General features: G+C 62.4%; 18 protein-coding genes and 4 pseudogenes. 8 read left to right on the forward strand and 14 right to left on the reverse strand.

The window, feature by feature from the left end:
* Positions 1-1218, forward strand: coding sequence for a cytochrome-c peroxidase (locus JCM21793_RS05750; protein ID WP_025029744.1), 1218 nt, complete (start codon positions 1-3; stop codon positions 1216-1218).
* Here JCM21793_RS05750 and JCM21793_RS05755 read toward each other — a convergent pair.
* On the reverse strand, positions 1205-1657 hold the full coding sequence (locus JCM21793_RS05755) for an Lrp/AsnC family transcriptional regulator (RefSeq protein ID WP_036539747.1): 453 nt from the start codon (positions 1655-1657) through the stop codon (positions 1205-1207). The two genes, JCM21793_RS05750 and JCM21793_RS05755, sit on opposite strands and share 14 nt — an antisense overlap.
* 160 nt (positions 1658-1817) lie before the next feature.
* Here JCM21793_RS05755 and putA point away from each other — a divergent pair.
* Positions 1818-5430, forward strand: a pseudogene (gene putA, locus JCM21793_RS24390) (bifunctional proline dehydrogenase/L-glutamate gamma-semialdehyde dehydrogenase PutA).
* 52 nt (positions 5431-5482) lie between these two features.
* Here putA and JCM21793_RS31700 read toward each other — a convergent pair.
* From JCM21793_RS31700 to JCM21793_RS05790, 7 genes are read right to left on the reverse strand one after another with little or no spacing between them, the layout of a single operon-like run.
* Positions 5483-5755: an energy transducer TonB family protein gene (locus tag JCM21793_RS31700; protein WP_502685574.1), complete on the reverse strand. Its 273-nt coding sequence runs from the start codon at positions 5753-5755 to the stop codon at positions 5483-5485.
* Positions 5637-6383 (reverse strand): energy transducer TonB, encoded by a 747-nt coding sequence (locus tag JCM21793_RS31705; protein ID WP_502685575.1) that lies wholly within the window; start codon positions 6381-6383, stop codon positions 5637-5639. The genes JCM21793_RS31700 and JCM21793_RS31705 overlap by 119 nt, the downstream gene beginning before the upstream one ends.
* A 2-nt stretch (positions 6384-6385) precedes the next feature.
* A complete protein-coding gene (locus JCM21793_RS05770; RefSeq protein WP_025029746.1) occupies positions 6386-6796 on the reverse strand; it encodes an ExbD/TolR family protein in 411 nt (136 codons plus the stop codon).
* Between the two features lie 5 nt (positions 6797-6801).
* On the reverse strand, positions 6802-7191 hold the full coding sequence (locus tag JCM21793_RS05775) for a biopolymer transporter ExbD (RefSeq protein WP_007006813.1): 390 nt from the start codon (positions 7189-7191) through the stop codon (positions 6802-6804).
* Positions 7181-7888: a MotA/TolQ/ExbB proton channel family protein gene (locus tag JCM21793_RS05780; RefSeq protein ID WP_007006812.1), complete on the reverse strand. Its 708-nt coding sequence runs from the start codon at positions 7886-7888 to the stop codon at positions 7181-7183. The genes JCM21793_RS05775 and JCM21793_RS05780 overlap by 11 nt, the downstream gene beginning before the upstream one ends.
* A 33-nt stretch (positions 7889-7921) precedes the next feature.
* Positions 7922-8383 carry a hypothetical protein gene (locus JCM21793_RS05785; RefSeq protein ID WP_025029747.1) on the reverse strand — a complete coding sequence of 154 codons (462 nt, stop codon included), beginning with the start codon at positions 8381-8383 and terminating at the stop codon, positions 7922-7924.
* Position 8384: 1 nt separating this feature from the next.
* On the reverse strand, positions 8385-10400 hold the full coding sequence (locus JCM21793_RS05790) for a TonB-dependent receptor domain-containing protein (protein WP_007006810.1): 2016 nt from the start codon (positions 10398-10400) through the stop codon (positions 8385-8387).
* Positions 10401-10660: 260 nt separating this feature from the next.
* Between JCM21793_RS05790 and hemP the strand changes: the two genes are divergently transcribed.
* From hemP to JCM21793_RS05815, 5 genes and pseudogenes are all read left to right on the forward strand, one after another.
* Complete coding sequence (gene hemP / locus JCM21793_RS05795) at positions 10661-10861, forward strand: hemin uptake protein HemP (protein WP_007006809.1); 201 nt, start codon at positions 10661-10663, stop codon at positions 10859-10861.
* A 10-nt stretch (positions 10862-10871) separates the two neighbouring features.
* Positions 10872-11929: pseudogene (locus JCM21793_RS24400) on the forward strand (hemin-degrading factor).
* 114 nt (positions 11930-12043) lie between these two features.
* Positions 12044-12952, forward strand: coding sequence for a heme/hemin ABC transporter substrate-binding protein (locus tag JCM21793_RS05805; RefSeq protein ID WP_025029749.1), 909 nt, complete (start codon positions 12044-12046; stop codon positions 12950-12952).
* Position 12953: 1 nt separating this feature from the next.
* The gene (locus JCM21793_RS05810) at positions 12954-14054 is read left to right on the forward strand and encodes a FecCD family ABC transporter permease (RefSeq protein WP_025029750.1); all 1101 of its coding nucleotides are present in this window, start codon (positions 12954-12956) and stop codon (positions 14052-14054) included.
* The gene (locus JCM21793_RS05815) at positions 14054-14848 is read left to right on the forward strand and encodes a heme ABC transporter ATP-binding protein (protein ID WP_007006805.1); all 795 of its coding nucleotides are present in this window, start codon (positions 14054-14056) and stop codon (positions 14846-14848) included. The genes JCM21793_RS05810 and JCM21793_RS05815 overlap by 1 nt, the downstream gene beginning before the upstream one ends.
* 53 nt (positions 14849-14901) lie before the next feature.
* On the opposite strand, the gene rirA is transcribed toward JCM21793_RS05815, so the two are convergent.
* Positions 14902-15363, reverse strand: coding sequence for an iron-responsive transcriptional regulator RirA (rirA, locus tag JCM21793_RS05820; RefSeq protein WP_007006804.1), 462 nt, complete (start codon positions 15361-15363; stop codon positions 14902-14904).
* A gap of 278 nt (positions 15364-15641) precedes the next feature.
* Here rirA and JCM21793_RS05830 point away from each other — a divergent pair, with 278 nt between their 5' ends.
* Positions 15642-16106, forward strand: coding sequence for a MaoC family dehydratase (locus JCM21793_RS05830; protein ID WP_025029752.1), 465 nt, complete (start codon positions 15642-15644; stop codon positions 16104-16106).
* A gap of 5 nt (positions 16107-16111) precedes the next feature.
* On the opposite strand, the pseudogene maiA reads toward JCM21793_RS05830, so the two are convergent.
* From maiA to JCM21793_RS05855, 5 genes and pseudogenes are all read right to left on the reverse strand, one after another.
* Positions 16112-16761, reverse strand: a pseudogene (gene maiA / locus JCM21793_RS24405) (maleylacetoacetate isomerase).
* Position 16762: 1 nt separating this feature from the next.
* Positions 16763-17458, reverse strand: coding sequence for a fumarylacetoacetate hydrolase family protein (locus JCM21793_RS05840; protein ID WP_025029753.1), 696 nt, complete (start codon positions 17456-17458; stop codon positions 16763-16765).
* A gap of 92 nt (positions 17459-17550) precedes the next feature.
* A pseudogene (locus tag JCM21793_RS05845) lies at positions 17551-18912 on the reverse strand (aspartate aminotransferase family protein); the annotation flags it as partial.
* A gap of 42 nt (positions 18913-18954) precedes the next feature.
* Positions 18955-20439: an NAD-dependent succinate-semialdehyde dehydrogenase gene (locus JCM21793_RS05850; protein ID WP_025029755.1), complete on the reverse strand. Its 1485-nt coding sequence runs from the start codon at positions 20437-20439 to the stop codon at positions 18955-18957.
* 127 nt (positions 20440-20566) lie between these two features.
* A complete protein-coding gene (locus tag JCM21793_RS05855; RefSeq protein ID WP_025029756.1) occupies positions 20567-21067 on the reverse strand; it encodes an Lrp/AsnC family transcriptional regulator in 501 nt (166 codons plus the stop codon).
* Positions 21068-21069: the final 2 nt, after the last annotated feature.

Genomic DNA, 21069 nt, shown 5'->3' on the forward strand with positions numbered 1-21069 from the left:
ATGAAGACGGCGCGCCGCCATGCTGCAATCGGCGCGCTGTGCGGTCTTCTTGCGTTGTCCGCCTGCGATTCCGGTGCACTGAGCGAAGATGAGAGGGCGAAGATCGCGTCTCTCTCGATTGATGCGCTGGGGCCCGTGCCACCTTCACCAGGAAATCGCTTTGCGGATGATCCGCGGGCGGCGGATTTCGGCAGACGGCTCTTTTTCGATGAGGGGCTTAGCGGCACTGGAACCGTCTCCTGTGCCACATGCCACAACCCCGACCGGCAGTTTCAGGACGGTCTTCCGCGCGGTGTCGGGGTTGCAGAAACAGACCGGCGCACAATGCCGCTTGCGGGCGCCGCGTGGAACATCTGGCAATTCTGGGACGGGCGGCGCGACAGCCTCTGGGCGCAGGCGCTCACACCTCTGGAGGACCAGCGAGAGCATGCCGGCAACCGCACCGCATATGCGCGCTACATCGCCGAGGCCTACGCCGGAACCTATGAGGAGATTTTCGGCCCCCTGCCGGACCTTTCGCAAGCTCCCGAAAACGCCAGCCCGCTTGGAACAGAGACCGAGCGCGCAGACTGGTCTGCAATGGCGCCGGAGCAACGAGAAGCGGTCAACCGGGTGTTTGCCGATATCGGCAAGGCGATTGCTGCGTTTGAACGCACGCTGGCACCGCCCGAAACCCGCTTCGACCGTTTTGCGCGGGCGATGGCGGCAGGGCAGCAGCCGGCCGGGAATGCAGCCTTTTCTGATCTGGAACTCGAGGGGCTGCGGCTCTTCATCGGCAAGGCCAATTGCCTTGAATGCCATAACGGGCCGCGTTTAACGGACGATCATTTCCACAATACGGGCGTGCCACCTGCTGAGGGGCTGCCGGAGGATCTGGGGCGTGCCACGGGCATCGCCACCGTGCAGTCCGACCCTTTCAACTGCCTGGGACGCCATAGCGATGCAACGCCCGAGGCCTGCGAAGCCCTGCGTTTCATGAAGCGCGACGCGACCGCGATGGAGCGGGCCTACAAGACGCCTTCGCTGCGCGGCGTGGCGGGACGCCCGCCCTACATGCATGCCGGCCAGATTGCTTCGCTCGAAGCGGTGATCGACCACTACAGCAGCGCACCCGACGCAGTGTCGGGTCAAAGCGAGATTCGCGGCGTGGTGTTCACCGATCGCGGGCGGCAGGCGCTCATCGCCTTTCTGAAGACGCTGGACCCTAGCGGTCCTTGACCGTTTCCATCGTCACGAATGTCGAGGTGCGGGCGACATGGGGCAGGGCGGAGATGCGTTCGCCGAGCACCTTTCGATAGCTTGAAATGTCGCGGGTCCGCACCTTGAGCAGATAGTCGAAGCCGGCGGCTGTCATGTGACACTGCTCGATCTCGGGCACGGCAAGCACCGCCTTGTTGAAGGCGGCAAGCGCGGATGAACGTGTGTCTTCAAGCTCCACCTGAACGAAGGCGATGTGACCTTCGCCGATGCGCGCGCGATCGATGATGGCGGAATAGCCGCGAATATAGCCTTCCTTCTCGAGACGCCGCAGCCGCGCCTGAACCGGCGTCTTGGAGAGGCCCACCCGGCGTGCGAGCTCGGCGATGGAAAGCCGGCCATCCTTGGTCAGGGCGTCCAGGATATTGCGGTCGATGCGGTCCACACGTTCTGTCACCATGTAGGATGGGCCTTTCTGGAGCTGATTTTGCCAGAGAAGATAGTCCATATGAACTGGAATGCGCAAGCAATTAGCCCGATCGACCGAACTCGCTGTGCTATGATCGGCTCAAATGCGGTGACGGGAGCGCCGCGCAAGCCATTCCATATTTGAGGACGTCATGCAGAAGAATGCGCCGGAAAAACTGCGAGAGGACATCAGGGCTCACTATCTGGCCGATGAGGCGGAGGCGTTGCAGCGGCTGATCGCCCTGGCCGACCTGTCGAGCGAAGACAGAGGCCGGATCTCGGCCAACGCCGCCGATCTGGTGCGGGCGGTGCGTTCTTCGAGCGACATGCACATGATGGAGGCATTTCTTTCCGAATACGGTCTCTCGACGCAGGAAGGCGTGGCGCTGATGTGTCTGGCCGAGGCGCTGTTGCGCGTGCCGGACGCAGAGACGATGGACGATTTGATCCGCGACAAGATCGCGCCGCATGACTGGTCCGCACATTCGGGCGAATCCGCTTCGATTTTCGTCAACGCATCCACCTGGGCGTTGATGCTCACGGGGCGGGTGCTCGACGATGAAGGTGAGGGGGTGGAAGCGGTCCTGCGCGGCCTCGTGCGGCGCATGGGCGAACCCGTGATCCGGACGGCCGTATCGCGCGCCATGCGCGAAATGGGCGAGCAGTTCGTGCTCGGGCGCACCATTGAGGAAGCGATGAAGCGCGGCCGCTCCATGGTGGAGAAGGGATATACATATTCCTATGACATGCTGGGCGAGGCAGCCCGCACGGAAGTCGATGCGCTGCGCTATCACAAGGCCTATGCGGATGCCATTGCCGCACTTAAGCGGTATTCCAACCGGGACGACATCCGGGAGAATCCGGGCATTTCCGTCAAGCTTTCCGCGCTTCACCCGCGCTATGAGGCGACGCAGAAGGCGCAGATGCTGCCGGTGATGATCGAGCGGCTGAAAAGCCTGGCCCTTGCAGCCCGCGACGCCCGCATGGGGCTGAACATCGACGCGGAGGAGGCGGATCGCCTCGACCTTTCGCTCGACGTCATCGAAGCGGTGCTGGCGGACGAAGAGCTTGCCGGCTGGGACGGGTTCGGCGTCGTGGTACAGGCTTATGGCCCGCGCGCGCCCTTCGTGCTGGACTGGCTCTACGAACTTGCAGAACGGCTTGACCGACGCATCATGGTGCGCCTTGTGAAAGGTGCTTACTGGGATACGGAAATCAAGCGCGCCCAGGTGATGGGGCTCGACGGCTTCCCCGTCTTCACGCGCAAGGTGAACACGGATGTCAGCTATGTTGCCTGCGCCCGCAAACTGCTTGGCATGACGGATCGCATCTATCCGCAATTCGCGACCCACAATGCGCACACGGCAGCCGCGATCCTCGCCATGGCAACGGACAAGACCCGGTTCGAGTTCCAGCGCCTGCATGGCATGGGCGAAGCGCTGCACGAAACCGTACGCAAGCGCGAAAACACACGCTGTCGCATCTATGCGCCGGTCGGCGCACATCAGGATCTGCTCGCCTATTTGGTGCGGCGGCTTCTGGAGAACGGCGCGAACTCCTCTTTCGTGCACCAGATCGTCGATGAGGATGTCAGCGCGGAAGAAATCGCTGCCGACCCTTTTGCAGCCATCGAGGCGAACGGCAAAGCCGCCAACCCGGCCATTGAACGCCCCTCGGAGATTTTCGGGCTTTCCAGAAAGAACGCCCGGGGCTGGGACATTACGGACCCCGTGACCATGGCCGAGCTCAATGCGGCCCGCGCGCCCTTTGCCGCGCCGCATGAATGGGAAGCCATCTCCATCACGCCGGCAAAGGGAGATGGCGAAAGGCGCGAGGTGGTCAATCCGGCGCGGCTGTCGGAGACCGTTGGCAGGGTACGCGATGCCACGCGGGAGCAGGCGGACGCGGCTGTGGATATTGCGCTCGGGGCACAGCCCGGCTGGGCGGAGACGCCGGTTGGAGAGCGCGGCGACATCCTGCGGCGGATTGCCGATCTCTACGAGGCGCACGCTGCGGAGTTTTTCGCGCTTGCCACGCGCGAGGCCGGGAAGTCGCTTTCAGACGGCATTGCCGAAGTGCGCGAAGCGGTCGACTTCCTGCGCTATTATGCCCGCGAGGCGCAGCATGTGGAGAGGGAAACGCAGGCACGCGGCGTCATCGTTTGTATTTCGCCGTGGAACTTTCCGCTCGCCATTTTCACCGGCCAGATCGCAGCTGCACTTGTGACCGGCAACGCCGTTATTGCCAAGCCGGCCGAGCAGACTTCGCTGATCGCCGCCCGCGCCGTGACGATGATGCATGAGGCGGGCGTGCCGGCCGATGTGCTGCAGCTTCTGATCGGCGATGGCCCGACGGTGGGCGGTCCGCTGACGGCTGACCCCCGGATCGCCGGCGTGTGTTTCACCGGTTCGACCGAAGTGGCGCGGCTGATCGAGCGCCAGCTTGCCGACAATGCCGGTCCGGGCGCAATGCTGATTGCCGAAACGGGCGGGCTTAACGCGATGATCGTCGATTCCACGGCACTGCCCGAGCAGGCGGTGCGCGATGTCGTGGCCTCGGCCTTCCAGAGCGCCGGCCAGCGCTGCTCGGCCCTGCGCATGCTCTATGTGCAGAAGGATGTGGAGCATCGGGTGATCGAGATGTTGAAGGGGGCTATGCAGCGCTCAGCATTGGCGATCCATGGGAGGTTTCGACTGACGTCGGCCCGGTGATCGACGGTGAGGCACTCGACACGATCGGCAGCTATGCACAGCAGATGTCGGACAAGGGGCGCCGGATCGCGGCACTCGATGTGCCGGATGGCGGGCGATTCGTGGCGCCATCCGCCTTCAAAGTGTCCGGGATCGGCGAACTGGAGCGCGAAATCTTTGGCCCGATCCTCCATGTGGCGACATTCGAGGCGGATGACATAGACATGGTCATTTCCGATGTTAACGCAAAGGGTTATGGCCTGACCTTCGGGCTTCACACGCGCATCGATGCCCGCGCACAGCACGTGATCGATAGGGTGCATGCCGGCAATATCTACGTGAACCGAAATCAGATCGGCGCTGTTGTCGGCTCGCAGCCCTTCGGCGGCGAGGGGCTTTCGGGAACGGGGCCCAAGGCCGGCGGCCCGCACTATCTGCGCCGCTTCCGGCGTGGTGCGGAGATCGCGCAGGTAGCGCCGTCAGGTCCCGAGCTTGCCGCCGATGCGGTGAGCCGTCTCCTGCCTGCGATGGATGCAAAGTGGACAGCGCGTGCAGACAGGCTCCCGGTCCTGCGGAAGCTCCTGCGTGGCAGGGCACAGGAAGCGATGGCAGCCTCGGCGGCGCTGGATCAGGGGCCACTCGATCTGCCGGGACCGACTGGCGAGGCCAACACACTGATGCTGACGCCGCGCGGCCGCGCGCTCTGTCTGGGCGCTGATGAAGAAGTCCTTCTGGCGCAGGTCGTGCAGGCACTGTCAGCCGGAAACGCGGTGCTCGCAGTGCATCCGGAAGCGCGCCGCATTCTCAGGCCGCTGCTCGGGCAGGGGCTTCCGCTGGAGGCAGCCGATGGCACCGTGCTCCGGAGACACTCGGCGCTCCTGGCATCGATCTGGTGGCCGCCTGTGGCGGGGAAGAATGGCTGCGAGACCTGCGCCGGGCGCTTGCCGGGCGCGAGGGGGCGATTGTCCCGCTGATCGTCGAGCCGATCTACCCGGCTGCCTTTGCCCATGAACGCGCCATCTGTGTCGACACGACGGCAGCAGGCGGCAATGCGAGCCTTTTGGCTTCGGTTTAGGTTGAAATCCTCCACCGCACAGCCCGATGGCTGCGCGGACGGTCTGGCGCGATCAACGGCGGAAGGCCAGCGGAACGGTAAAACCCCAGCTCGAACGACCGGCTTCATCCGGAATTCGTGGGAAGGGCGCTGCACGGCGAACCGTCTCGAGGGCGGCCTGGTCGAGGACACTAGAGCCGGAACTGCGTACAATGCGGATATGCCGCTCACGGAACCGTTCCGCGCGACCGTGAAGCGTACGCGGACCTCGCCCTTGAGCCGCTGGCGTTTTGCCGCGCTCGGATAGCGCAGCGAGCGCCGCAGTTTCGAGACGACCTTGCAGGATAGTTGGAGACGCGCGCATTGCCGCTTTTTGTGGCGCGCGCGACCTGCCGGCCCTTGGAGGCCTGACCGGCATTCTGCTTTCCGGAGGTTGTTCCGCGGCGCGCGTCCTGTGTGTCGCGGCCCTTTGAGCCGGCGTTGCGCTTTTTGGGCGGTGCCTTTTTGGTCCTCTGGACCTGCTTCTTCTCGACCTTTGGCTTGGGCGGCGGTGTGTAGGCGGGGCGGGGCGTTGGAACCGGCGCTTCCGAGAGCGCTGCCACGATCTGCGCGTTCTCGACCGGCTCGATAGCCTCTGCTGTCTCTGCCTCCGTCACCTCGGTAACGGGTTGCTCTGCCTCCAGGACCGGGGTCGGGGCTTCATCAACCACGGTTTCGACCGGTGCCTCGGGGGGCACCTCGCTTGCCGTTTCGGGCTGAACCGGCTCTGTCTCCGGCTGCGTTTCCGGCACGACTTCCTCGGTCGTTTCACCGGCGGCGACCATATCGGCAAAGGCGTTGCCGGCGATCGCGATTTCCGTCGAGCCGCCACCGGCGATCTCGACATCTGTCGGGCGGCTCATCACATAGACCGCCGCACCCGCGTGCAGGCTTAACGATACGGCGAGCGCTACGGCCCATTTCCAGGCGCGCATTTTCATTCTGCCGTACGTTCCGTGATGATGCTGATCCTGCTGGCACCGGCTGCCTTGAGGGCGCCGACGATGTCGACGAGTTTGGCGGCCGGCAGGTCGCGGTCTGCTGCCACCTTGATCTCGAGTTGTCTTGCAGCCTCTTCACCAAGGGTTTCTGCACGCGCGAGCATGAAACCCTGCGCATCTGTCGCCGTACCGCGCAGGCGCATCTCACCCTCTTCGGTGACGAACAGCGCATTCGGCGGTTCCGACGGATTGGCCTCGACGGTGGAGATCAGGCTGACATCATTGTCGAGCGGCGGGGTCAGCGTGCCGGCAACGAGGAAAAAGATCAGCATCAGGAACACGATGTTGATCAGTGCGATCGTGCTTTCCCGCTGGCGGGGCTGCTTGGGACGGGCAAGGCGGAGCATGGGGATTACCTCGCGACGGAAAGGTTGAGTTCGGTGTTGCGACGAATGTTCTCCACCGCCTCGACCAGCTGTTGGGATGTAAGCTCGCCGCGCACCAGGAGAACGGCGGTTTCTGCGCCGGCTTCCTTCAGGCGTGCGAGTTCGACGATGGCTGCCTCTTCGGCGAGCGTCTGGCCATTGACGCGCCAGCCCGCCGGATCATCGACGCGGATCAGCACGTCCGGCGGCTTGCCGCCGGCAGAGGCTGACGCCGGCCCGCCGGAAATCTCGACCCTGGCGAAGCGGGTAAAGGTCGAGGTGAGCATGAAGAAGAGCAGCAGGAGGAAGATCACATCGATCAGTGATGTGAGCGACAGGGGCTTTCTCTTCCTGACCGCAGCCGCGTCAATGCGCATAGCTCTCACCTGTCACAAGCCGTGGCGCGCCGGAATCTGCCGACGTTGCCTGTTCTTCCGCTTTCTCGATCGACGCGTGCGACAGAACGGTTGCGGTCATCGTCTCGATGGCGACGCGCTCGTTTTCGATGCGTGTTTCGAACCATGTGAGAAGGAGAGAAACGGGCATGGCAACGGCAAGGCCGCAGGCCGTGGTCAGAAGTGCTACCCAGATGCCGCCGGCGAGCAGTGACGGATCCACTGAATTCCCGGCTTCCTGCAGCTTCTGGAAGGCTTCGATCATGCCAAGAACCGTGCCGAACAGGCCAAGCAGAGGGGCAACCTGGGCGATGGCGTCGAGCGCGCGAAACCCGCGTTGCAGATCGTGCAGGCGGCCAAGCGCCAGGCGGCTGACCTCGTCTTCCACGGCGCCTTTGTCGGCTTTTGCCGCGGCAAGCCGCATTGTGGTTGCGAGCGTTTCCTCCAGCGGCGAACGCGCATTGGCGAGCATCGAGCGTGCCTCGCCCTGGTTGTGGTGGAACCAGGCATGGAGCGCGCGGTTGGAACGCCCGTGCCGGCCGACCCGCTCGCGCTGAAACTGCATGAATTTCAGAAGGATGAGCGCCAGAGCGAAGACCGACAGAACAAGCAGGATCGCAACGACGGGGCCGCCGAGCTTGAGAAAGGAGCCTATGGAAGAGATGACGCCGTCGAACATGGGGGCATTCCTGTGGGGTTTGTTTTGTGAACGTTATTTGCCGAAGGTGACAGTGCCGCGGCTGGTTGCTTCCAGCCGGGCAATACAGTCACCGGGCTCGAGCCCATCGCCTTCGCAGGCCGAAGCGTCGTTGATCAGGACACGCCCGATCGCATCGCAATCGGCATCGGCGAGGTCGAACCGCCGCACCTTGGTCTTCTCATTGGGCAGTTCCTGGAAGTCCAGGACCAGAAGCCGGTCAACGAGGCCTTCCTTGCTGAAAAGGGCGATTTCGTAGGCTGCCCGGGCGATATCCTGGCCCATCGCATTCTCGACCACGAATGCGATGCGGCAGCCCTTTTCGCTTTTTTGAAGAGCGTTGAGCTCCAGCTTGATCGCGCCGGCGGCAGGGTCCTGCGCGGCCCCTGGCAGGGTTGCTGCCAGCGTGCCGGCCAACGCCAGCGCGATACGGCCAGCGGTGGACAGAAGAGAAGATGGAAGTAATCGAGACGGCATTTTATCCTCCAAAACGGACGGTTGCGCCGAGCTTTACGGTCAGGCCGGGTTGTGCATGCATACCATCGGAAACGTCAACGATCGGCAGCACGTAACGCTTATCGAAAAGGTTGTCGACGCGGAAATCAAACCGGAGGTTCTCATTGGGCTGATAGTTCGCATAGAGATTCACCAGCGTGTAATCCTCGGCGAAGGTCGTGCCGCTGGGAGCCCTGTTGAATTGCACCTCGCCACCGAGTGTCAGGCGACGTTCGAGAAAACGCATGCCGCCATCGAGCGTGACGCTGGCTGAGGGAATGGTCGTGAGGTCCGAACGCACGCCATCCCTGTCGGTCTGATGACCGTCGATGACGGAGATGCCGAGACCGGCGAAATAGCGCCCGGCATCGTAGCGGCCCTCGAGTTCGAAGCCCTGGATTTCTGCAGCATAGACGTTCTGGTACTGCGCACACATGGTGTGACCGAGGCTGGCGCATTCGCTGCCTGGAATTGCCGGGAAAGTGGGAATGGTAATGTAGTCGTCAATGTCGTTGTGGAAGTAGGCTGCCTTGAGCCGCAGCGTATCCCCGGCATCGAAGATTCCGTCGGCCTTGTAGTTTATGCCCGCCTCCCACGTCTTGCCGGTCTCGGGCCTGAGGTCGGGATTTGGCAGGAACGCAAAGCTGAAGCCGGGGAAGGAATGGCCGCCGGTGATGTAGGCCTCCGACGTGTTGGGTGCACGGTAGCCTTCTGCATAGGAGCCATAAAACTGCAGACCGGAAAGAACGCCCTCGCTGAAGGGGGAGACGCCAACGCTGAGGCGGGGGGAGAACCGGTCGCCTGAATTCTTGTCGGACGCCTCCAGTTCGTAGGAATCGTAGCGCAGCCCGGCGACGACTTCGAGCCAGTCATAAGTGAGCTTGTCCTGAACGTAGGCGCCCCAGACCCTGCGGGTGCCGGTCGGGTTGTAAGTGTCGGAGCCGCCTGACGCCGCATTCGAGGTGAAATCGTCATAGACCCAGTCGCCGCCCACTGTCAGTTCATGGGCAATCATCCCGGTATCGAAATAGGATGTGTTCCAGATATCGAAACTGGTCGTTCTGAGGTCGTAGCCCGATGTGCCGGGGCGCCGGCCCGTATCGGTCTGGGTTAGATCGATGCTGTTGACCGCACCCTTGATGTTGAGATTGAGCCACTTCTCCTCGGCGTCGGAGATCTTGAACTCGCCCGTGAACGTGTCGCTGTCGAGCCGGTAGTCGCGGGTTGCCGTCGAAGACCAGTCGTCGCGGGACCCGGTCCAGCCGAGCGTCAGCTCACTGTTCTCCGTTGGTCTGATGGTTCCCTTTACATGGCCGCTCAGCACGTCGAAGCCGGAGTTGTCGACGCGTGAACCATCGCCATCCTTGTAGTCACCATAGTCGCGCCAGACGATGTTGCCGAGAACGGAGGCGGCTTCGTTGAAGCGATAGGCGCCGATCGCGCTCGTGGTCCAGCCGGAACCGTTCGATTCATAACGCCCCGTGAGCGACAGCGCGTAATTCTCATCGTCACGCAGGAAATCATCGGGCTTCTTGGTTTCGAAATAGACGACGCCGCCAATTGCGCCTGAACCAAACGTGTTCGCGCTGGGGCCGCGGATGACGTCCACCTGCTGGACAAGCTGCGGGTCGAGCCAGAACATGCGGGACACTTCATGGCCCGCCTTGTGGAAATTCTGGCGAGCGCCATCCACGATGACGGAAACGCGTCCGGCGTCCTGAAGGCCGCGGATGTTGATGTTGCTGACCGCCGGGCGTCCGTCGGAATAAACCTTGATTCCGGGAACGCCGAAGAAGATGTCGTTGGCGTTGGTCGCCATACGGCGCTCAAGTTCCTCGCCGCTGATCTGGCTTACTGATGCCAGTGATTCGAGCGCGCTTTCCTCTGTCCTGCTCACCACCGTTATACGGTCGAGAAGGGTGACCCTGCCTGACGCTTCCGACAAAAGTACCGGCACTTCCTCGGCCATTGCGTTCATCGACAAAACCAGCGTCGCCATTGAAGTCCCGCACAGCAAGCCAAGGTTTGTGCGTCGCGCGTAATTTCGCATGCCCGATGTCTCCAGCAATTAAACACAGCAACTGGCCGGCTGGCGCTGGCTTGCCGACGATTATCCGGTTAGGAAATTTATCTTGATTATTCCACTCCGGTATTGCGGTGGCTATAAAATATGATAAGAAAAGTCAAGAAAGCGAATGGCAGAAAACATGCTGTCGATGTGAGCCCAAGCCAGTGACCTGAAAATGGAGGTTCTTTCCAATGAAGACCTATTTGTCGATCGACCCGCGCGGACAGGCAGACATACAGCATCTGGCCGTCAGGCAAGGCGGCGTTACGCCTGACCGGACGATTTCCAGCACGGACCTTTTCGGCGGGCGCCGCGAAATCGGAATTGAGCATCACGGTGCTTATTACCGGTTGAAGATTACCCGCCAGGGAAAGCTGATTCTTAACAAGTAGGTTTCGTGGAATGAATGTTCAGACAGTACGCGCGCCCGAGGCGATCAGGCGCGCCCGTGACGAAAATCCCAAGATGCGCGAGCGGGACCTGGCGATTTCGCTGGGCATTTCTGAGGCCGAACTGCTGGCCGCGCATGTGGGCCATGGCGTGACCCGTATCGAGCCGCGCGTGTCCGATCTTCTCCCGGCCCTCGAAGCCGTCGGGGAGGTGATGGCCCTGACGCGCAACGAAAGCGCCGTCCACGAAAAGGTCGGCGTTTACGAGAAGATTACCGCCGGCGCGCAGCATGCGCTGGTTCTGGGCCGCGACATCGATCTGCGCATATTTCCCTCCCGCTGGGCCTTCGGCTTTGCGGTGGAAAAGCGCGATGGAGACGATGTGCGGCGCAGCCTGCAGTTCTTCGATCAGGCGGGTGATGCCGTGCACAAGGTGCATCTGAGGCCGAAGTCGAACCTCTACGCCTATCAGAAACTCGTCGAGGATCTCCTTCATCCGGACCAGCAGGCTCCGCTTGAGGTTCAGGCAGAGAAAATTATCGAGGAGATTGTCACCGACGACCTGCCGGCTGCCGACGTGCTGCGCGAGCGCTGGAGCACGATGACGGATGTGCATCAGCTCTTCAACATCCTGCGCAAGCTGAAACTGACGCGCCATCAGGCCGTCCACCTGATCGGCGAGGACTACGCCTGGCGGCTGGGGGACGACGCCCTGACACAGATGCTGCATCAGGCGGTCCGTGAGACAGTGCCGATCATGTGTTTCGTCGGCAGCAGCGGATGTATCCAGATCCATACGGGCGCGATCGAAACGGTGAAGCCGATGGGACCATGGATCAACATTCTTGACCCCGGTTTCAATCTTCATCTGCGAACAGACCACGTGAAGGAACTCTGGGCCGTTCGCAAACCGACCAGAGACGGTCATGTCACCTCCATGGAGCTTATGGCGCCGACGGGCAACTGATCGCCCAGTTCTTCGGGGAACGCCTCGAAGGACATGCCGAGCGAAGCGACTGGCGTTCCATGGTCGAAGGCTTGCCACGGCGCGAATGCCGGCAGGTGGCCTGACTGACCTTCCTGGACGGGGAGTCTCGCTCCCTGTCTTCGTCTGGTGAAATCAATTGATTGGACTGTCCCGTGCACTACGGAAATCGGGCCGGGATCCAGGGAGACTGGCGGACCATGCGTGAAGCGATTTCTTCAGTGACGCGAAGAGGGTTGGGGCGGCTTGTGGTGAGTGCGCTCATTGCTCTCGGTGCAGCATTCACTCCCGCCGTTGCGGACGAGGCCATTCAGCCGTTCTCCGACGCCTCGAAGCTGGTGACGATCGGCGGTGCCGTTACCGAGATCGTCTACAGTCTTGGCGAGGAAGAGCGGCTTGTCGCGCGCGACACGACGAGCACCTATCCGCCAGAGGCGGAGGAACTGCCCGATATCGGCTATATGCGAGCGCTTTCGCCCGAAGGCGTGCTCTCCGTCGAGCCGAGTGCCATACTGGCCATGGAAGGAAGTGGGCCGGTGGAAACGATGGATGTGCTTGAGACGTCCGGCGTGCCCCTCGTAAAAGTTCCGGAAGGCTATGACCGAGAGGCAATCCTGCGCAAGATTCGCGTGGTTGGCACCGCTCTGGGCGTTGAAGAAAAAGCCGAAATGCTCGCGCTCCGTGTCAAGGCCGATCTCGATGCCGCCGAAGCGGAAGCGCAGAAGCAGGCTGACGGGAAGCGCGTGCTTTTCGTGCTCAGCATGCGCGGCGGGCGGGTCATGGCCGCAGGCAGAAATACGGCCGCAGACGGCATCATCCGCATGGCGGGCGGGGTCAACGTGATGGACACGATGTCCGGCTTCAAGCAGGTGACTGACGAGGCCGTGATTTCGGCGGCTCCGGAGGTTGTTCTCATGATGGAGCGCGAGGGGCACGGAGGGTGGCCGGATGTGCTGAAACACCCCGCTTTCGCCAGCACTCCGGCCGGAAAGAAGGGAACCCTGATACGGATGGACGGTTCGTATCTTCTGGGCTTCGGCCCACGGACTGCAGGCGCGGTGCGCGATCTGGCCAGCGCTCTGAACGGTTCGGAAACGGTGACCGAATAGCATGGCGTTACGTGACAATGCCGCACCGGCGCCACGATGGCGCTGGCATGTTGATACGAGTGGCGACCGTTCGGCGCGGGCACGGCTGGTCATTCTGGCCCTGATCCTGCTCTACGCGTTTCTTTTTCTGTTCAGTCTTGGATCGGGTGCATCCGATACGTCGTTCTGGGCGGTGCTTTCGGGCTGGCTGGGCGGTGGAGCAGATGCCCTCTCACTGCGCGACCGGGTGGTCATCGGCGACATCCGCCTGCCGCGTGTGGTGCTCGGAAGCCTGATTGGCGCATCGCTGGCTGTTTCCGGCGCTGTCATGCAGGGACTGTTTCGCAACCCGCTGGCCGACCCGGGCATTGTCGGTGTGGGGTCCGGCGCGGGGCTTGGCGCCATCACGGTGATCGTGCTCGGCAACACGATGCTTGCTCCGGTGATCGGCATGTTCGGCATTTATGCTCTGCCGCTGGCCGCTTTCTGCGGCGGGCTCGTGTCGACCCTGCTCCTCTACCGGGTGGCGACACGGCGCGGGCAGACATCGATCGCCACCATGCTTCTTGCCGGCATAGCGCTTGGCGCGCTCGCAGGCGCATTGTCGGGCATGCTCGTCTACGTCGCGGACGATCAGGAGCTGCGGGACCTGACCTTCTGGGGGCTTGGTTCTCTGGCGGGGGCCACCTGGGCAAAAATCTGGGCTGCCGGGCCGATCATCCTTGCAGCCCTTGCTGCAGCGCCCTTCCTGGCACGCGGGCTCGACGCGATGGTTTTGGGCGAGACGACCGCCAACCATCTTGGCGTGCGGGTCCAGCGGGTAAAGAACTCCGCCATTCTGGCCGTGGCGGCGGCAACGGGCGCTTCGGTTGCCGTGGCCGGCGGCATCGGCTTTGTCGGCATCGTTGTGCCGCATCTTCTGCGGCTGACCATCGGCCCCGAACATCGCTACCTGCTGCCGGCTTCGGCGCTTCTGGGGGCGAGCCTGCTTCTGGTGGCCGATGCGATCAGCCGTGTTGTGGTAGCACCAGCGGAGCTGCCGATCGGCATTGTCACGGCGACGCTCGGTGCGCCGTTCTTCCTGTGGATATTGCTGCGCCAGAGGGGGATTCTGGATCTGTGATGGCGATCGATGTCGAAGATCTTTCGGTGCGGGTCGGGCGCAGGCTCATTCTCCGCAATGTGACACTGTCGGTGAAGCCGGGCACCGTGACGGCCATTGTCGGGCCCAACGGATCGGGCAAGACCACCTTTCTGAAGGCGGTATCTGGCGACCTGCCATATGATGGCGATGTGCGGATCAATGGCGAAGCGCTCCGGCACATGCAGCCATGGCAGGCTGCCGCGCATCGGGCCGTTCTGCCGCAGGCAAGTTCGCTCTCCTTCCCTTATACGGTGCGCGAGGTGGTCAAGCTGGGGCTTCTGGGCGGGCGGTCAGGCGCTGGCCCGGCCGAGCAGACGAGGCTTCCCGAAAAGGCTCTTGAGCGCGTTGATCTCGCAGGATTTGCCGGGCGTTTTTATCAGGAACTTTCGGGCGGCGAACAGCAGCGTGTCCAGCTCGCCCGTGTGCTCTGCCAGGTCTGGAAACCGGTGCTCGACGGCAGGCCGCGCTACCTTCTGCTCGATGAGCCGGTTTCAAGCCTCGACATCAAGCATCAGCTGATCATCATGGACATTGCCGCCGGGTTTGCTTCTGCCGGCGGTGGTGTGCTGGCGGTTCTGCACGATCTCAACCTAACCGCGCGCTTTGCCGATCAGGTGGCCATGATGCATCGCGGGACGCTGGTCGCGGCGGGAACGCCTGCCGATGTGTTTAACGATCGGCTTGTGTCCGACGTGTTCGAGTGCCGAATTCAGGTGGGTGTTCCGCCAGGTGGAGATCTTCCCTATGTGCTGCCACAGTCAGCGCAGCTTTAGGGTCAGAACATTTTCGGAGGATGAGGACCGTCTGCGTACGGTCCTTCCTGAGCCTAGCGTGCCGCTACACGCTCGGGTAACTCGTCAAGACCGAGCCGTAATCGCATATCCGGCTTGCCGACGGCGAGATCGCTGATCGTATAGCCGGCCAGCACTTCGAAGAAGGCGTTCAACGCCTTGCGCAGCGCTTCATTGAGGCCGCAGCTTTCGACCAGCGGGCACTCTGCGTCGTCATTCTCAAAGCATTCCGCCATGGCGAAATTGTCCTCGGTGACGCGCACGACATCGAACAGAGTGATGTCGCCGGCCGGTTTCGCCAGACGAACACCGCCATGACGTCCACGCACGGTCTCGACAAAGCCGTGCTCGACAAGCGGCTGCAGAATCTTGAACAGGAACAGGTCGGACAGGGAGTATGCCTCAGCGATGTCCGAGATGCGGCTGAGCCGACCCTCATTGGCGGCGCAATACATCAGAATCCGGATTGCATAATTGGTTTGTCGCGTTAGGCGCATAACAGTCCTTTCACATATCGTTCCCGCAATATGGCTTATTGTTTAGAATAATTCCAGAGTGAGTCGGCATAAATCTGATAAATTCAATCAACTTTATGCAGGCAATCGCTGAGTTGCGCAATTTCACGTATGACCGCTTTGCCTTGTTATTCGTGCTGCAATGCACAATATTCGCGCGACAAATCTGGGAACCGGTCGGCGGGGAAAGCGCAGCCATGCTCGTTCTGACGCCTCAGACCAGATTTTGCAGACGAATTCATTTCAGAAAGGCATAGACGATGAACGCGCATGTTCTGGAAAATGAGATCGGCGTGGACACGACCGTTTCCGACTGGGTGGTCGTCGACCAGTCGATGATCGATCGTTTCGCCGACTGCACCAACGACCACCAGTGGATTCATGTGGATCGCGAGCGCACGGAGCGCGAAAGCCCGTTTGGCAAACCTGTCGCGCACGGTTTCCTCACGCTGTCGCTCTTATCGAGCCTGTCTTATGACTGTGGCGCGTGGCCGGTGCATCTGGGCACGATCATCAATTATGGGCTCGACCGGCTGCGCTTTCTGGCGCCGGTCAAGGCCGGCAGCCGCGTGCGGCTGCGCAGCACGCTGAAGGGCATCGAGGAAAAGGCGCCGGGCCGGCTTCTCATCCGTCATCACGGCGAGGTGGAAATCGAGGGCGAGGAAACGCCCGCACTTGCCGCTGAAACCATCATCATGTTGATTCTCGACGACAAGGCCGCCTGAGCGGCCTATTCCGCGTCGGGCTGGTTCATCGGCGCGGCCTTCCGGAACGCTTCCAGTTCCATGCAGGCGTCGTTGATGCGCTGGATGACGGGATAGGGCGTCATGTCGACGTCGAAGCGTTTGTTGTTGGTAACCTGACCCACAAGGCAGATATCGGCCATGCCGGGCGTGTCGCCATGGCAGAAGGCGCCGGTCTGCGGGCTCTCGGCGAGCATCTTTTCAAGCGGTTCGAACGTGGCATTCACCCAGTGGCGGAACCATGCGCCGACTTCGGCGTCGTCTGCGCCGTAACGCTCCTTGAGCGCGTTCAGAATGCGCAGATTGTTCACCGGATGGACTTCACAGGCGATCATCTGGGAGAGCATGCGAACCCGCGCGCGCCCATGCGCATCGGCGGGCAGGAGCGGGGGCTCGGGCACCGTCTCGTCCAGAAACTCCATGATCGCCATGGACTGCGCGATCATCGTACCGTGCTCCACACCAGCGCCGGCACGAGGCCCTGCGGATTGACCGACAGATAAGCCTCGCCGCGATGCTCGCCATGGCGCAGGTGATGCGCGGCATAGCGATAGTCGATGCCTTTCATGGCGAGGGCTATTCGCACCCGGTAAGAGGTGGAGGAGCGGAAATAATTGTGCAGGACGATCTCGTTCATCTCAGGCCTCGCCGATGGTGATGGCGATCTCGCCGATGCCGTCGACGCCGCCTTCCACCTGATCGCCCGGCTCAAGCGCGCCGACGCCGGCAGGCGTTCCGGTATAGATCAGATCGCCGGCCTTCAGCTCCATGGCCTGGCTGCACAGTGCAATCACGTCGGCCACGGGCCAGATCAGCTCGTCCAGATCGCCTTCCTGGCGGATTTCGCCGTTGACGGCGAGCCAGACGCGGCCCTCAGACGGGTGACCGGTCTCGGCAACAGGCACGATGGGGCCACAGGGCGACGAGCGGTCGAACGCCTTGCCCCAGTCCCATGGTCGGCCTTTTTTCTTGGCATCGCCCTGAAGATCGCGCCGCGTGAGGTCGAGACCGACCGCATAACCATAGACGTGGTCGAGCGCATGGGCCGGGTCGATGTTGCTGCCGCCCTTGCCGATGGCGACGACCATCTCGATTTCGTGGTGAAGATCTTTGGTCAGGCTGGGATAGGGGATCACCGTGTCGGTATCCACCACGGCGTCAGCCGGTTTGGTGAAGAAGAATGGCGGCTCGCGGTCCGAATCATGGCCCATTTCGCGCGCGTGGGCGGCATAGTTGCGCCCGACGCAGAAGATGCGCCGCACGGGAAAGCGCGCCTCGGTGCCGGAAACGGCAACGGAGGGCTGCGGGGCGGGCGGAAAAACGAAATCGGCCATGAAACTCTCCCAGATGACTGGGAGAAGAGATGGCCGAATTGACGCTCCGGGGCAAGGCCCCGAAGCGCCCAAGTTTGGAGATCAGCCTTGAAGACGCTCTTCACGGCCTTGGCGGTCGCATCGACAATCGTGTCTGCTTCTTCGCGCGTCAGACAAAGCGGGGGTGCAAAGCCCAGAATGTCGCCCTGTGGCATGGCGCGGCCGATGACGCCCTGTTCAAGAAGGGCTGCGGCCATCTGCGGGCCGATCTTCTCGGAAGCGTCGAAGAAGGAGCGGTTCTCGCGCTCTTTCACGAACTCGACGGCGCAGAGCATGCCTTCGCCGCGCACTTCGCCGACATGGGCGTGGTCGCCAATGGCATCACGCATGGCGTTGACGAAATAAGCGCCTGTCTCGCCGGCATTCTTCACGAGACCGAGCTTGTCGACCAATTCGAGATTGGCGATGCCGGCTGCCGCGCCGATCGGATGGGCCGAATAGGTCCAGCCATGGCCGATCGGGCCATATTCATCCGTGCCGCGCTCGAGCACTTCCCACATCTTCTTGCCGACGATGGAGCCGGAAAGCGGCGCATAGGCCGAGGTGAGGCCCTTGGCGATGGTGATGAGGTCGGGTTCCATGTCGTAATGGATGGAACCGAACATGGAGCCGAGGCGTCCAAAGCCGGTCACGACCTCGTCGGCGACGAGAAGGATGTCGTGCTTGCGCAGCACTTTCTGGATCGCGGCCCAGTATCCGGCCGGCGGCGGCACGATGCCGCCCGTGCCGAGCACGGGCTCGCCGATGAAGGCGGCGATGGTGTCCGCGCCCTCGCGCTCGATCAGCGCTTCGAGCTCCGCCACGCAATGGGCGGTGAACTGCTCCTCGCTCATGGAAAGGACCGGGCGGCGGTAGTAATAGGGCGCTTCGGTGTGGACCACCTGGGCAAGCGGCAGGTCGAACTTCTTGTGGAAGAGCTCAAGCCCGGTCAGCGAGCCGGTCATCAGGCCGGAGCCATGATAGCCGCGCCAGCGCGAGATGATCTTCTTCTTCTCGGGGCGGCCTAGTATGTTGTTGTAGTACCAGATCAGCTTGACGTTGGTTTCGTTGGCATCGGAGCCGCCGAGGCCGAAATAGACCTTGGACATATTTTCAGGCGCGCGGTCGACAATCATCTTGGCGAGCTTGATGGAGGCTTCCGTGCCGTGGCCCACATAGGCGTGGTAATAGGCAAGCTCCCTGGCCTGCTCGGCAATCGCATCAGCGATCTCGGTGCGGCCATAACCGACATTGACGCAATAGAGGCCGGCAAAGGCGTCGAGCAGCTTCTTGCCGTCGCGGTCCTCGATATAGACGCCATTGCCGCCGGTCACGATGCGGTTTGCGCTTTCGCCGCGCGCATGCTGGGCCAGGTGGGTCGAGGGGTGGAAGAAGGCCTCGCGGTCCCACTGGTCGAGTTGGTCGTTCTTCAACAGCATGTCACTCTCCTGTTCGTCTCAAACTGTATTCAGCGCTGCTCAACCGACGTTGCGGCAGACATATTTGATGTTGGTGAAGGCTTCCAGCCCATGGCGGGAGCCCTCGCGCTCAAGGCCCGCCTGCTTGACCCCGCCGAAGGGGATGGGCGCGCCGGTGATCTTGGTGCGGTTCACGGCCACCATGCCGAATTCGAGACCGCGCGAAAGGCGGGCGATGCGGCTGGGGTCCTGCGTGTGCAGATAGGCGGCGAGGCCGGTTTCGGTGTCGTTCGCCTTTTCGAGCACGTCCGCTTCGTCGTCGAAGGGCGTGAAGGCGGCAATCGGCCCAAACGTCTCCTCGCGGAAGATGAGGGCTGTTTCGGGCACATCGGCCAGAACTGTGGGGTCGAAAAAGGTGGGGCCGTGCCGCGACACTTTTCCGCCTGTTACGAGCCGCGCACCTTTTTCAAGCGCATCGGCGACCTGTTCTTTCTGCTTCGCGACCGCGCGCTCATGGATGAGCGGGCCGATATCGGGATCGGTGAGGCCGTTGCCGACCGTCAGTTCCTCGACCTTGCGGGCGAATGCGGCGACGAAGGCGTCGTAGATGGGGCGCTCGATATAGAAGCGGTTGGCGGCAAGGCAGTCCTGTCCGGAGGTGGCGAACTTCGCCGAAATGGCGCTCTCGACCGCGTGGTCGAGGTCGCAATCGGCAAAGGCGATGAAGGGCGCATGGCCGCCAAGCTCCATGATGAGACGCTTCACGGTCGGCGCGGACTGCGCGTAGAGCAGGCGGCCGATCTCGGTGGAGCCTGTGAAGGAGACGGCGCGCACACGGGTTGAGGCGGTCATCGCGCCGACGACTTCGGCTGCCTTGCCGGTGAGCACGTTGAAGACGCCTGCCGGCACGCCGGCGCGCTCGGCGAGTTCTGCAAGGGCGAGTGCGGAGAACGGCGTCTCGGAAGAGGGGTGCGCGACCACGGTGCAGCCGGCGGCAAGGGCGGCTGCCGCCTTGCGGGTGAGCATGGCGGAGGGGAAGTTCCATGGCGTGACGAGGGCCGCGACACCCACCGGCTCGCGCGAAACCTGCATGTCCGCGCCCGGCAGGTGCGAAGCGACGCTCTCGACCGAAACGCGCTTGGCTTCCTCGGCGTAGAAGGAGACGAAGGAGGCGGCGTAATCGATCTCGCCGCGCGCTTCGGACAGCGGCTTGCCCTGTTCCAGAACCATGAGATGGGCGAGATCCTCCTTGGCGGCGACGATCAAATCGTACCAGCGCATCAGGATCTGCGCGCGCTCCTGTGGGAGAAGGGCGGCCCATGCGGGAAAGGCTGCGTGCGCTGCCTCGATGGTCTCACCAACCTGCTCTGCGGTGAGTGCCGGAACGCAGCCGAGCCGCGCGCCATCGGCCGGATTGTAGACATCCACCACTGGATCGCCGGGGGCGGCGATCCAGTGGCCATTCGCATAGGCGTATTCGCGGAACAGACGCGGATCGGCGAGATCGGACAGGGCGGTTTTCTGAAGGGCTGCAATAGCGGACATCGGCTCACTCCCAAGCGGATTTCCAGTTTATGGATCGACTGGGATTATGCCGTTCGGGTCGCCAAATTTTCTGACGATCTTGGCAGGGCGCACCAAGGTTTCTTCTGAACTTCGTGGCCCGCGCCCACTATTCCTTCTGCGCCGTCTCGTCGGTGTTCACCAGAACTCCGAGCGGAAACGCGCCCGGCTGCTTCACCGGCTTGGTGACGATGTAGGTGAAATAGCGCGCAAGACCCACATTCATCTCAAGAAGCCTGTCGACCAGCCGCTGATAGGCGTCGATGTCGCGTGCGATGATCTGCAGGATATAGTCGAACCCGCCGCCGACAGCCCAGCAGCCGCTGATTTCATCGATGTCCTGCACGCTGCGTTCGAATCGCTGAAAGTCTTCCGCGCGGTGGCCAGAAAGTTCGGCGGCCATGAAAACGGCAATGTGGGGCGTGAGCTTCGCCAGCGCCACTTCTGCACGGTAGCCGGTGATGATCCCCGCCTTTTCAAGGCGTTTCAGCCGCTCCCAGCAGGGGGGCGGCGTCAGGTTGACGCGTTCGGCCAGCGCCGCCTTGGAGATGCGGCCTTCCCTTTGAAGGATACCGAGAATCTTGAGATCGCGATCGTCGAGCTTGAGCATGG

Origin of the sequence: Nitratireductor aquibiodomus NL21 = JCM 21793, from assembly GCF_000615975.1 — a bacterium.
In the GTDB taxonomy this organism is placed as follows: Bacteria; Pseudomonadota; Alphaproteobacteria; order Rhizobiales; family Rhizobiaceae; genus Nitratireductor; species Nitratireductor aquibiodomus.